A 13,449-nucleotide genomic window follows, 5' to 3' on the forward strand; every position below is an offset into this window, starting at 1 on the left:
TTCATTCAGTTCATTATTAAAAATAAAAATCAAACAAAATCTAATATGATTCAATAAATTTCTCTCTTCAATTAGACTTGATTCATAACTGAACGTTAAATTGGCAGAATAAATATTTATGAATTCATTAGAACAAAAAAATCGCCAAAATTAAATTTCGGCGATTATATATTTTCAGTGTAGTTTTTACAACTTAAAACTCAGCATTTTTCGGAGTTCTAGGGAAAGGAATCACATCTCGGATGTTTGTCATTCCCGTTACAAAAAGTACCAGTCTTTCTAATCCTAAGCCAAAGCCGGCGTGTGGAACAGATCCGAATTTTCTCGTGTCTAAATACCACCACAATTCATGCTCATCAACGTGCATTTCTGCCATTTTTGTTTTCAAAACATCTAATCTTGCTTCTCTTTCGGAACCTCCGATAATTTCACCAATTCCCGGGAAAAGTACATCCATTGCTGCAACCGTTTTGTTGTCATCATTCAGCTTCATGTAGAATGCTTTAATTTCTTTAGGATAATCAAATAAAACTACAGGGCATTCAAAATGTTTTTCAACTAAAAATCTTTCGTGCTCAGATTGCAGATCTGCACCCCATTCTTCGATTGGATAGACGAATTTTCCTTTTTTATTTTCCTTTGAATTTAATAAAATCTCTATTGCTTCTGTATAAGAAACTCTCTTGAAACGCTTGGTAATTACATTTTCCAGTTTTTCAATCAAACCTTCTTTTGCTCTTTCTTTTTCAGGTTTAGATTTTTGCTCTTCGGCAAAACGTTTGTCCAAGAAATCCAAATCGTCTTTACAGTTATCTAAAACATACTGAATTACATATTTAAGGAAATCTTCTGCAAGATCAATATTGTCTTCAAGATTATTGAAAGCAACTTCTGGTTCAATCATCCAGAATTCTGCCAAGTGACGCGTTGTATTGGAGTTTTCTGCACGGAAAGTTGGTCCGAAAGTATAAATTCTTCCCAATCCCATTGCTGCAGTTTCACCTTCAAGCTGTCCTGAAACGGTTAAATTGGTCTTTTTTCCAAAGAAATCCTGAGTAAAATCGATATCTCCCTGCTCATCTCTTGGGATATTATTTAAATCGAAATTAGTTACACCAAACATTTCTCCGGCTCCTTCTGCATCTGCACCCGTTATAACCGGTGTATTGATGTAAAAAAACTGATTTTTGTTGAAGAACGAGTGGATTGCGAAACTTACCGCATGACGCACTCTGAAAACAGCTCCAAACAAATTGGTTCTGAATCTTAAATGTGCCTGATCTCTTAATACTTCCAAAGAGTGTTTTTTAGGCTGAAGAATAGTTTTATCTCTCTCTTCTGTAAAGTTATCTCCTAAAATAATGATTTTTTTAGCGATAATTTCTACAGTTTGTCCGGCTCCCTGGCTTTCTACAACTTCACCAACAACTTTAAGGGAAGAAGCTGTGCTTATTTTACTGATTAATTCTGCATCGAAATTTTCGAAATCAACAACAATCTGCAAATTATTAATTGTAGAACCATCATTAAGCGCGATGAAGCGGTTAGAACGGAAGGCTCTTACCCAACCGTAAACGGTAATGTCATGATGTAATACTTTTTTGTAATCCTGTAGGATTTCTCTAATCGTCTGCTTTTTCATTGGTTGATGATAAATTTTTGTCTAAAAATTAATGAGTGCAAAGTTACAAAAAAACAACGCAAATTAAAGTTTACGCTGTCTTTTTAAAAAGAATATCTATTATTTAATTTTGAGATGAAGATTTTTATTGAGCTTGCACTACAGATTTCTAATCGTGAAAAAGTTCTGTAAATATTATTCTACTTTAGGAGAATTAAAATAATATCCAAAGTTCTGAATGTATTTAAGTTTCTATATACCAATAGTTCTGAAAAAGAATTATTTCAGAATAAAATAATAAAAATTACTTATAAAATATGAATGACTAGTAAATGAACTAATTATTATAAAAGTGAATTTTATTCATCTTTTTTAGAAGGAACTAAGAAAACATCAATAAGACCTTCCGGAAGCTGCATTTTAATAAAACGTTCATTTCTGTCTACTTCCAAAATCCAGTCTTTAATGATAGGAATAACAACCTCTTTACCATCAAGATTTGTGATGAAATAAGATTGTGCAGTCTGATCGTTCACAGAGCGAATTACACCACAGTCATTATCATTTTCATCCAAAATATTGTATCCGATAATTTCGTGGTAGTAGAACTGGTTTCCTGTTAACTTTGGTAAAGTGGATAAAGGAAGATAAACATTTTTTCCTAAAGACTGATCTACCAATGCCTCAGAAGAATTTTTGAAAGCGATATTCAGTGCATCTGTTTTACTCCAAGAAGATTTTTCAATAAAAAAAGGAACTAATAATCCATTTATTTCTAAAAAAATAGATTCCAGTTTTTTGTAGATTTCAGGTTGGTCGGTATCTAATTTAAGAATTACATTTCCGGCAAGACCGTGTCTTCTCGTAATTTTACCTAATAAGTAGCATTCTTCTTTTTTCATTGTAAAAATTTAAGTGGTGGTGTACAAATATCAATATTTATGAAACAATAAAGACACGATAAAAACCGTGCCTTTACTTTGTATTTTCTTAAAGATTAAGCCTGAGCCTCTTCAGTTCCTTCTGCCTCAGCAGCTGGAGCATCACCTTCAGCAGCAGTTTCTTCAGCTGGAGCATTCGCAGCCTCTTCAGCAGCTTTTGCATCTGCTTCAGCCTTTGCAGCTGCAGCAATTCTAGCTTCATTTACTTTTTGCTCAGCATCCAAAGCAGCTTTCTTAGCATCTGCTTTAGCTGTTGCTAAACCATCAACTTTACCTTGAACTTTAGCATCTTTAGCTTCTAACCAAGCATTGAATCTTTTTTCTGCTTCAGCCTCATCAAAAGCACCTTTAGAAACACCACCTTGTAAGTGTTTTTTGTAAAGAGCACCTTTGTAAGAAAGAATAGCTCTTGCCGTATCAGTTGGCTGAGCTCCGTTGTTTAACCACTTTACAGCAGCATCAACGTTCAAATCAATAGTAGCAGGGTTAGTAATTGGATTGTAAGTACCCAATTTTTCGATGAATCTACCATCTCTTCTAGCTCTTGAATCTGCAACTACGATGTGAAAGAAAGGCTTACCTTTTTTACCGTGTCTCTGTAATCTGATTTTTACTGACATATTGTTTAATTGTTATGGGAACTCGTCCCGGTTAAATATTTAAGTGTGCAAAGATAAACAAAAAAAATAAATTTTGTATATATTATGAATAATTTGTAAAAATCAGAATTCTTACTATATATAATTGTCTAAATATTTTAAAGTAATTCGGGTTTTAGCTTTGTGTAATATTTAATATATACTTTATATACTTTGATAGAGTCATTGATAAATACTATATTTTCTTCTATATTATGTAATATTGATTTTTATTGAATTAAAAAAAATGATAATCAATCAATTTTATACTTGTTTAAATTATATTGATAATCGAGTTTCCTTTTGAAATTGCTCCATATTATATAGTGTTATATTTTTTGAATTGATATAAAACATATCCAATCTGAATACATTTCTAGCTTTAGAATAAAAAATCAAACAAAGCTTAAAAAAAATCAACTGATATCCATGCTGTTATGGGTTTAGTGTTACGTAATGGTAAATTTTATGTTAAATTAATTTGTTTTGTGTTTGTATGAATATCTATCTTTGCGGCACCGAAAAACGGAAGTTAAGTAGGTAGCGCAGGAGAGTAATTGATAAATAGCTTTAAAAGAGGTAACGAAAAAAACTTTAATTTTTTTTAAAAAAGGGATTGTGGTTTTAAAAATAGTTATTATCTTTGCAGTCCCGATTAGGGGAGAGCAGGAGCGTTATTGATAGGGGTGTTTGGGAGTTAGGGTTAATTAAAAAAAACTTTAAATTTTCTTCAAAAACATTTGGTCATTAAAAAATAAGTTATTACTTTTGCACTCGCAAATACGGAGCGACACTGACAGAGAGATTGCTACGTTAAAAAGCGGAAGAAAAAAAGATCATTGACATACAATATAACAACCAAGTAAGGAAAAACTAAAGCGTTAAAAAACTTTGAGTGAGTCAGACAAACATACAATGGAGAGTTTGATCCTGGCTCAGGATGAACGCTAGCGGGAGGCCTAACACATGCAAGCCGAGCGGTATTGTTTCTTCGGAAATGAGAGAGCGGCGTACGGGTGCGGAACACGTGTGCAACCTGCCTTTATCAGGGGGATAGCCTTTCGAAAGGAAGATTAATACCCCATAATATATTAGATGGCATCATTTGATATTGAAAACTCCGGTGGATAGAGATGGGCACGCGCAAGATTAGATAGTTGGTGAGGTAACGGCTCACCAAGTCGATGATCTTTAGGGGGCCTGAGAGGGTGATCCCCCACACTGGTACTGAGACACGGACCAGACTCCTACGGGAGGCAGCAGTGAGGAATATTGGACAATGGGTGGGAGCCTGATCCAGCCATCCCGCGTGAAGGACGACTGCCCTATGGGTTGTAAACTTCTTTTGTACAGGGATAAACCTATTTACGTGTAAATAGCTGAAGGTACTGTACGAATAAGCACCGGCTAACTCCGTGCCAGCAGCCGCGGTAATACGGAGGGTGCAAGCGTTATCCGGATTTATTGGGTTTAAAGGGTCCGTAGGCGGATCTGTAAGTCAGTGGTGAAATCTCACAGCTTAACTGTGAAACTGCCATTGATACTGCAGGTCTTGAGTAAAGTAGAAGTGGCTGGAATAAGTAGTGTAGCGGTGAAATGCATAGATATTACTTAGAACACCAATTGCGAAGGCAGGTCACTATGTTTTAACTGACGCTGATGGACGAAAGCGTGGGGAGCGAACAGGATTAGATACCCTGGTAGTCCACGCCGTAAACGATGCTAACTCGTTTTTGGGCTTTATGGTTCAGAGACTAAGCGAAAGTGATAAGTTAGCCACCTGGGGAGTACGTTCGCAAGAATGAAACTCAAAGGAATTGACGGGGGCCCGCACAAGCGGTGGATTATGTGGTTTAATTCGATGATACGCGAGGAACCTTACCAAGGCTTAAATGGGAATTGACAGGTTTAGAAATAGACTTTTCTTCGGACAATTTTCAAGGTGCTGCATGGTTGTCGTCAGCTCGTGCCGTGAGGTGTTAGGTTAAGTCCTGCAACGAGCGCAACCCCTGTCACTAGTTGCCATCATTCAGTTGGGGACTCTAGTGAGACTGCCTACGCAAGTAGAGAGGAAGGTGGGGATGACGTCAAATCATCACGGCCCTTACGCCTTGGGCCACACACGTAATACAATGGCCGGTACAGAGGGCAGCTACCAAGTGATTGGATGCGAATCTCGAAAGCCGGTCTCAGTTCGGATTGGAGTCTGCAACTCGACTCTATGAAGCTGGAATCGCTAGTAATCGCGCATCAGCCATGGCGCGGTGAATACGTTCCCGGGCCTTGTACACACCGCCCGTCAAGCCATGGAAGTCTGGGGTACCTGAAGTCGGTGACCGTAAAAGGAGCTGCCTAGGGTAAAACAGGTAACTAGGGCTAAGTCGTAACAAGGTAGCCGTACCGGAAGGTGCGGCTGGAACATCTCATTTTAGAGCGTTGAAGAACGTTAAACAAACAAGTACGCAAGTACAAAAAAAACTTACTTAAAGTTCAAGCTTTAGTTTTTATTTGGTTGTCATATATAAAAGATAAATGATGAAAGATCATTGATTAATAATAGCAGAGATGCTTAATCACTCATCCAACATCGATTATCAATTATAAAATACAAAACCCACTAGAAATTAGTATAGGGAGAGAGACAAAAGATGGTAGATAAAAGAAGATAGACTTAATGGTCTTGTATCTGAAATCTATTATCTCAAATCTAAATGAAGTCTCGTAGCTCAGCTGGTTAGAGCGCTACACTGATAATGTAGAGGTCGGCAGTTCGAGCCTGCCCGAGACTACTAATTGAAAAGACGGGAAGACATCAGATAAGAGACATCAGACAAAAAAGTCTAAAGTCTGTAATCTGACATCTGAAGTCTACTAGCGGGGAATTAGCTCAGCTGGCTAGAGCGCCTGCCTTGCACGCAGGAGGTCAAGGGTTCGACTCCCTTATTCTCCACGGATTGTACGAAGTACGAAAGTACAGAGTATAATGTATGAGGGTAATAAAAGGAAATGTATACTACATAGTGACGGAGCCGTCATTAGAACATTTTACTTGATTATTTAAGTACAAGAAAATAAGATCATTGACATTAACGGTAAAGACATCACAAAGAGAAAACCGAGCACTTATAAGTGCTTGAGTAACCTAAAAATAGGAAAGAAATCGTTAAGGGCGTATGGCGGATGCCTAGGCTTTCAGAGGCGACGAAGGACGTGGTAAGCTGCGAAAAGCTCGGGGGATTGGCACACACGAATAGATCCCGAGATGTCCGAATGGGGCAACCCAATACATTGAAGATGTATTACCTCGTAAGAGGAGCAAACCCGGAGAACTGAAACATCTAAGTACCCGGAGGAAAAGAAATCGAAGAGATTCCGTAAGTAGTGGCGAGCGAAAGCGGATTAGCCCAAAAGTCTTTATATATTTAGAAGAACGTACTGGAAAGTGCGGCCGTAGACGGTGATAGCCCGGTATTCGAAAGGTATATATAGATGATAAATGAGTATGGCGGGACACGTGAAATCCTGTCTGAATATGGGGGGACCATCCTCCAAGGCTAAATACTCCTGAAAGACCGATAGTGAACAAGTACTGTGAAGGAAAGGTGAAAAGCACTTCGAATAGAAGGGTGAAATAGAACCTGAAACCGTACGCCTACAAGCGGTCGGAGCACCAATAGGGTGTGACGGCGTGCCTTTTGCATAATGAGCCTACGAGTTAATTTTACTAGCGAGGTTAAGGACTTCAGGTCCGGAGCCGGAGCGAAAGCGAGTCTGAATAGGGCGCTGAGTTAGTAGGATTAGACGCGAAACCTTGTGATCTACCCATGGGCAGGTTGAAGCTTTGGTAACACAAAGTGGAGGACCGAACCGGTTGACGTTGAAAAGTCTTCGGATGACCTGTGGGTAGGGGTGAAAGGCCAATCAAACTGGGAGATAGCTCGTACTCCCCGAAATGCATTTAGGTGCAGCGTCGCAAATGAGTTTATTAGAGGTAGAGCTACTGATTGGATGCGGGGGTTTCATCGCCTACCAATTCCTGACAAACTCCGAATGCTAATAAATGTTCTGCGGCAGTGAGGGCATGGGTGCTAAGGTCCATGTCCGAGAGGGAAAGAACCCAGACCAACAGCTAAGGTCCCCAAATATATGCTAAGTTGAAGCAACGCGGTTGAACTGCATTGACAGCTAGGATGTTGGCTTGGAAGCAGCCATTCATTTAAAGAGTGCGTAACAGCTCACTAGTCGAGCGGTTCGGCATGGATAATAATCGGGCATAAGCATATTACCGAAGCTATGGATTTATAATTTATTATATCTGGTAGGGGAGCATTCTGTTTGCGCCGAAGCAGTATCGTGAGGTATTGTGGAGCGGACAGAAAAGAAAATGTAGGCATAAGTAACGATAAAGGGGGCGAGAAACCCCCTCACCGAAAGACTAAGGTTTCCTCAGCCATGCTAATCAGCTGAGGGTTAGTCGGGACCTAACGCGCACCCGAAAGGGGAAGTGGATGGACAATGGGTTAATATTCCCATACTTGCTCACACTAAAAAGGGGACGGAGTGCCGTACTTACTGAAGACTGACGGAATAGTCAAGACCTAGCCTTCGGGCGAAGTTGCTGTAGGGAAAGTGCTTCCAAGAAAAGCCGAAGTGAAGCAACCCGTACCAAAACCGACACAGGTAGTCGAGGAGAGAATCCTAAGGTGCTCGAGTGAGTCGTGGCTAAGGAACTAGGCAAAATAGTCTCGTAACTTCGGAAGAAGAGACGCCATCAGCAATGGTGGCCGCAGTGAAGAGGCCCAGGCGACTGTTTATCAAAAACACAGGACTCTGCTAAATCGAAAGATGCTGTATAGGGTCTGACACCTGCCCGGTGCTGGAAGGTTAAGGAAGGGCGTTAGCGTAAGCGAAGCGTTTGACTGAAGCCCCAGTAAACGGCGGCCGTAACTATAACGGTCCTAAGGTAGCGAAATTCCTTGTCGGGTAAGTTCCGACCTGCACGAATGGTGTAACGATCTGGGCACTGTCTCAGCCACGAGCTCGGTGAAATTGTAGTATCGGTGAAGATGCCGATTACCCGCAATGGGACGAAAAGACCCTGTGAACCTTTACTATAACTTCGTATTGACTTTGAGTAAGTAATGTGTAGGATAGGTGGGAGGCTTTGAAGCAGGCACGCTAGTGTTTGTGGAGCCAACGTTGAAATACCACCCTTTACTTACTTGGAGCCTAACTTCTTTTAGAAGGACATTGCGTGGTGGGTAGTTTGACTGGGGTGGTCGCCTCCAAAAGAGTAACGGAGGCTTTCAAAGGTACCCTCAGCACGCTTGGTAACCGTGCGTAGAGTGTAATGGCATAAGGGTGCTTGACTGTGAGACCAACAAGTCGATCAGGTGCGAAAGCAGGACATAGTGATCCGGTGGTTCCGTATGGAAGGGCCATCGCTCATAGGATAAAAGGTACTCCGGGGATAACAGGCTAGTCTCCCCCAAGAGCTCACATCGACGGGGAGGTTCGGCACCTCGATGTCGGCTCGTCACATCCTGGGGCTGGAGAAGGTCCCAAGGGTTGGGCTGTTCGCCCATTAAAGTGGCACGCGAGCTGGGTTCAGAACGTCGTGAGACAGTTCGGTCTCTATCTATTGCGGGCGTTAGATGTTTGAGAGGGCTTGAATCTAGTACGAGAGGACCGATTTGAACAAACCTCTGGTGTATCAGTTGTACCGCCAGGTGCACCGCTGAGTAGCTATGTTTGGAAGAGATAAGCACTGAAAGCATATAAGTGCGAAACTCGCCTCAAGATGAGACATCTTTTAAGGGTCGTGGGAGATGACCACGTTGATAGGCTACAGGTGTAAAGTTGGTAACAGCATAGCCGAGTAGTACTAATTACCCGTAGATTTATAGCCTATAAGTTTACATTAAATCAAGCCTTATAAGTGCGACACTGGTTTTGCCTTTGTGATGAAATTTACCGATAAAAAGATGTCAGATATAAGACATCAGATACAAGACTTTAGTTAGTCTGAAATCTAATATCTAACCTCTGAAATCTATATACCTTATTTAGGGTGGTTTTAGCAGAGGGGCTCACCTGTTCCCATTCCGAACACAGAAGTTAAGCCCTCTAGCGCCGATGGTACTGCGAAAGCGGGAGAGTAGGTCGCCGCCAGTTTTTTTCAAACCTCATACAAAAATGTATGAGGTTTTTTTGTATTCTGTTTTATTTTATCCTGTTTTAATTAAAATCTAAATCCTAATATCAATATCCAAATCCTAATATCAATCCAAATCCTAAAAGAATGCTCTTCAATACATTCAATAAACACTTAAAATATATTGAATTGGCAATTATATCTTTGAATAGTTTAATCTTAATTCCAACTCAAATACATATCTCCATACTTTTTTTGTCTTTAATCAGTTTAAACAATATGGTTTTTCATAATACTTTGGTAAAAAGTTATTAAATATTCTTAAAAATTTCTGTTATCATAAGTGATTGGATATGAACATGAGTTAATTGACATCAAAAATTTTTAATTTGATATAATCATTAGCTATTTATGAAACCTTAAGAAAAGACCTTTATAAACATTATTTATTAAATTTCATTATTACTCAGTGGAATAAAGATTATTTATTTATAGATATAATCAATAATATGACATTAATCTCAATATTCAGTCATTAAAAAAAGAGCCATCAAATGTTTGATAGCTCTTTTATTGTATTTGTAATAGAATTATTTAGTGTTTAACAATTTCTTTAACAATGCCTCCTTGGGGTTCTCTTACGGTATTGGTAAAAATAAAAGCTTTGGGATCTATAGAACGCACGATATTCTGAAGTTTTCTGACCTCTAGCCTCGTAACAATTGTGAAAATAATATCAACGTCTGCACTCTGTTCAAAAGATTCTTTCATAAATCCTCTTTCACCTTTATAAACGGTTATTCCACGGTTTAAGGTTAATACTAAAGCTTTCTTTATTTCCTCACTATTTGCTGATACAATGGTAACACCAGTATATGCTTCTATACCTTCAATTACATATTTTGTGATTTGACTGGCAACGACGTAGGTAAGTATGGCATACAAGGCTGTTTCTTTTTTCAAAAAGAAAGCTGCAATTAAAAAAATAATAATATTCATTCCTAGAATAATTTCCGTAATGCTGAAACTACTCTTTTTAAAGGTCATTAACGCAAGAACTTCCATTCCATCGAAAGTTCCCCCGCCTCTCATGCACAAACCAATACCTATTCCAAGAAAAAAGCCTCCGAAAATTGCCACCAAAAGTTTATCGTGGGTAAGTTCTGGAAAATGAGCGAAATTTAGAATAAGAGCTATTAAAGTAATGGCTACAGAACTCCGAATAGCAAAATGCTTGCTTACTTTAAAGTATGCCAATATGATGAACGGTATATTGAGTAAAATAAGAAGAACACCTAAATTCCAATGCTGAACTTCATGAAACAATAACGAAATACCTGTAACACCTCCATCTAAAAAGTGATTGGGAACTAAAAAGCTTTTTAAAGCGAAACTAGTAGAAATAACTCCTAAAATAAGATATATTACATCTGAAAGTGTAAATAAAGGACCGTGGGATTTATGTGAACTCATTTTTTTTAAGAATTTAATTTAGATTTAATGATTTCTAAATTTTCGTTTTTTTTCTGGTTACGTTTTTGGATGGATGTTTGAGTGAAAAAATGATGGCTTTCCAAAAATTTTTCTTGAAGGAGATTCCAGTCTCTTTCGGAATTAACGATTCCGAACATGGTAAGTTCTTCAAACAATTTATTGCCAATGGTGAAAAAATCGTCCCTTCCTAAATAGTCCAAATCTGCATCTGCCATGATTTCCTCTAAATGATTGGTGGGTGATTGTGGTATTTTTGTGGCCATAATCATTCCTTTTATCTTCTGAATTTGCTCGTCCTTATACCCGTATTTCGGAAGATGTTCTGCTGCAATATCACACGATTTTTCCTCATGATCTTTTGCACCATAAAGAAAGCCCGTATCATGAAATAATGCTGCTGTTTTTAATAGCATTAATTCTTCGCCGGAAATTCCTTCCGCAATAGCAATTTTTTCTACTGCATTAATCACATCTTTAACGTGAACTACACTATGGTAAGAAAGATGCTCCGGAAGATGTTCCTTTAGTTTTTGGAGGATATCTTTTTTAATTTTTTCGTATTCCATATTCAAAAATAAAGAATTTTAGTTGTTTTTTATCTGTAATGCAAAATACATATCCATTGCACCTTTTCCTTTGGTGTCAATTTTTCCTCTGTATTCAAAGTTAAATTGATCTTTAACGAGTTGGTATGTAGATTCTGAAACATTTATTTTGCCTTTTTCACTATTTTGCTCCATTCTTGCTGCCGTGTTTACGGTATCACCCCAAATGTCGTAAGCGAATTTTTTGAGTCCGACAATTCCCGCCACAAGAGATCCTGAATTGATTCCTATTCTGATTTCCAAGGCTTCGGGGTTTGTTTTTCTTCTGTCTTCAATAAATTTAAGGATGTCTAATGCCGCCAAAACTGTTTGATATGCGTGGTTGGGATTTTGGTTGGGCAATCCGCAAACAGAAAGATAAGCATCGCCGATGGTTTTTATCTTTTCAAGTTTATGTTTTTCCATGATTAGATCGAAAGCGGTAAAACATTCATTAAGCTCAATAAGCATTTTTTCGGCTCCCATTTTTTCGGAATTTTCGGTAAAATTTACAAAATCTGTAAATAAAACCGTTACTTCATCATAATGTTTGGCTTCGGAACTTCCATTTTTTTTAAGCTCTTCGGCAACTTCTTGCGGAAGAATATTAAGTAATAGGTTTTCGGTGATTTGTTTTTCTTCCTGAAGTTGAAAAGTTCGTTCTTCAACCTGTTTTTCAAGCAAATCATTCTGATCTTGAAGAATATCCTGCTTTTCCTGTTCCTGCTTCAAATTCACTTCAGAAAGTCGTTTTACTTCATCAATCTGCTTTACAAGACTTAGGTTTGTGGAAGCAAACTGCCACGCCAAATATGCCGAAATTGAAATAGGAAAACTGATGAATATTAAAATAAAACTATATGATATTAAACCGTCACCAAAAGTATCATCTACATCTATTGAAAAAGATTCATTCAGGAACATGGTAATAATTAGAAGAACAATAAAGAAAAAGAATAATAATATGCCGCCTCCAACGATAAATGCCGATTTTTCTTTTCGAATCATTGCTCTTACTATTAAGTAGAAAGATTCAAAAGCAACAAAAAATAAGTATAAGAATACTAAACTGACCGCTATACCTACAGAAAAATAATATATAATTAAGATTAAAAATGCTATCATGAGCATTATTTTAAGTCTCATCTTTTTCTTTCCGAATAGTGTATTCACAAATCCTGTAAGAGAAGTACAAAACAGTAAAAAAGAAAAGAAATAAATAAAAATATATACATTAATATTATTAAAATCTGTCATTTCTCCAAAAAGCAATATGCCATAGCTCATAAAAGAAATTGAAAAATTGTAGGTTGAAAAATATAAATTGTATATGGCTTTCCTATAAAAAATAAATAAAAGCAGATGAATAAAACCCAATGCACCAAATATCCCACATATCAGCATTGTGTAGAAATTCATGTATTCTAAATATTCAGTTTTTTTATTGATGATTGTACTTGCAGAAATCAATTCTACGCTTAGAGGAATAGAATTAAAAGTAATAACTTTTTTCTTTTCACCAATATTTGGCAAAAATTTTATGGCTAAAACATTCACTTTGGTATTATCCAAAGAAAAAAAGGTGGGAATTTTATTTTTGAGTTTATATTCCGTAGTTTCTTCGTTTCCTATTTTCCCTATACTTTCAATTTTTTTTCCGTTAAGATAAATTTCGGATGCTCCTGATTGATTAATGTTGAAACATAAAGGTTTATTAATCTCAGAAGAATCTATTTTAAAGTAATATCGAATCCAGTAAGGATTGTTTTTTTTATAAACATCTTTGGAGTAAAAATTTTCATATTTCCAAGCCGAATCATCAAAATTGGGTAAAGCAAAATTAGGATGATCTTGTTCTGTAAACCTGGCTTTTTCTTCAATTGAAGTACCTTCTTCTATTTCTTTTTCAGTAAAAACTCTAGGTTTTTCAAAAGAGTTTTGAGCATAACAAAAATTTTGCAATGCTAAAAAAATGAAAATAAAGAATGTAAAAAGTATATTTTTTTTCAAAATTCTA

At 37.4% G+C, this 13,449-nt stretch carries 6 protein-coding genes, 2 tRNA genes and 3 rRNA genes; 5 read left to right on the forward strand and 6 right to left on the reverse strand.

Features of this window, described 5'->3' with window-relative positions:
• Positions 1 to 193 precede the first annotated feature (193 nt).
• The 3 genes from asnS to MTP08_RS04555 form a co-directional block, all read right to left on the reverse strand.
• Positions 194 to 1,642: an asparagine--tRNA ligase gene (gene asnS, locus MTP08_RS04545; RefSeq protein ID WP_243577230.1), complete on the reverse strand. Its 1,449-nt coding sequence runs from the start codon at positions 1,640 to 1,642 to the stop codon at positions 194 to 196.
• 338 nt (positions 1,643 to 1,980) lie between these two features.
• Positions 1,981 to 2,523 carry a ribosome maturation factor RimM gene (rimM, locus tag MTP08_RS04550; RefSeq protein WP_243577231.1) on the reverse strand — a complete coding sequence of 181 codons (543 nt, stop codon included), beginning with the start codon at positions 2,521 to 2,523 and terminating at the stop codon, positions 1,981 to 1,983.
• A 95-nt stretch (positions 2,524 to 2,618) separates the two neighbouring features.
• Positions 2,619 to 3,182: a 30S ribosomal protein S16 gene (locus tag MTP08_RS04555; RefSeq protein ID WP_243577232.1), complete on the reverse strand. Its 564-nt coding sequence runs from the start codon at positions 3,180 to 3,182 to the stop codon at positions 2,619 to 2,621.
• Positions 3,183 to 4,112: 930 nt separating this feature from the next.
• Between MTP08_RS04555 and MTP08_RS04560 the strand changes: the two genes are divergently transcribed.
• The 5 genes from MTP08_RS04560 to rrf all read left to right on the forward strand — a co-directional run bounded on the left by MTP08_RS04560 (position 4,113) and on the right by rrf (position 9,374).
• A 16S ribosomal RNA gene (locus MTP08_RS04560) occupies positions 4,113 to 5,629 on the forward strand.
• Positions 5,630 to 5,915: 286 nt separating this feature from the next.
• A tRNA-Ile gene (locus MTP08_RS04565) sits at positions 5,916 to 5,989 on the forward strand.
• Between the two features lie 87 nt (positions 5,990 to 6,076).
• Positions 6,077 to 6,150, forward strand: a tRNA-Ala gene (locus tag MTP08_RS04570).
• Positions 6,151 to 6,353: 203 nt separating this feature from the next.
• A 23S ribosomal RNA gene (locus tag MTP08_RS04575) occupies positions 6,354 to 9,108 on the forward strand.
• A 158-nt stretch (positions 9,109 to 9,266) separates the two neighbouring features.
• Positions 9,267 to 9,374 (forward strand): 5S ribosomal RNA (gene rrf, locus MTP08_RS04580).
• The 16S, 23S and 5S rRNA genes sit together here with 2 tRNA genes alongside, the layout of an rRNA operon.
• 574 nt (positions 9,375 to 9,948) lie before the next feature.
• Here rrf and MTP08_RS04585 read toward each other — a convergent pair.
• The 3 genes from MTP08_RS04585 to MTP08_RS04595 are packed head-to-tail and all read right to left on the reverse strand — an operon-like array spanning position 9,949 to position 13,442.
• A complete protein-coding gene (locus MTP08_RS04585) occupies positions 9,949 to 10,827 on the reverse strand; it encodes a YitT family protein (protein WP_243577233.1) in 879 nt (292 codons plus the stop codon).
• Positions 10,828 to 10,832: 5 nt separating this feature from the next.
• Positions 10,833 to 11,414 carry an HD domain-containing protein gene (locus MTP08_RS04590; RefSeq protein ID WP_243577234.1) on the reverse strand — a complete coding sequence of 194 codons (582 nt, stop codon included), beginning with the start codon at positions 11,412 to 11,414 and terminating at the stop codon, positions 10,833 to 10,835.
• An 18-nt stretch (positions 11,415 to 11,432) separates the two neighbouring features.
• Positions 11,433 to 13,442 carry an adenylate/guanylate cyclase domain-containing protein gene (locus MTP08_RS04595; RefSeq protein WP_243577235.1) on the reverse strand — a complete coding sequence of 670 codons (2,010 nt, stop codon included), beginning with the start codon at positions 13,440 to 13,442 and terminating at the stop codon, positions 11,433 to 11,435.
• Between the last annotated feature and the right edge of the window lie 7 nt (positions 13,443 to 13,449).

It is taken from the genome of Chryseobacterium oryzae, assembly GCF_022811665.1.
Lineage (GTDB): Bacteria > Bacteroidota > Bacteroidia > Flavobacteriales > Weeksellaceae > Chryseobacterium > Chryseobacterium oryzae.

Bases quoted from the DNA above. Each gene is read 5' to 3' on its own strand.
- asnS (WP_243577230.1), bottom strand. From the start codon at position 1,642: ATGAAAAAGCAGACGATTAGAGAAATCCTACAGGATTACAAAAAAGTA.
- rimM (WP_243577231.1), bottom strand. From the start codon at position 2,523: ATGAAAAAAGAAGAATGCTACTTATTAGGTAAAATTACGAGAAGACAC.
- MTP08_RS04555 (WP_243577232.1), bottom strand. From the start codon at position 3,182: ATGTCAGTAAAAATCAGATTACAGAGACACGGTAAAAAAGGTAAGCCT.
- MTP08_RS04585 (WP_243577233.1), bottom strand. From the start codon at position 10,827: ATGAGTTCACATAAATCCCACGGTCCTTTATTTACACTTTCAGATGTA.
- MTP08_RS04590 (WP_243577234.1), bottom strand. From the start codon at position 11,414: ATGGAATACGAAAAAATTAAAAAAGATATCCTCCAAAAACTAAAGGAA.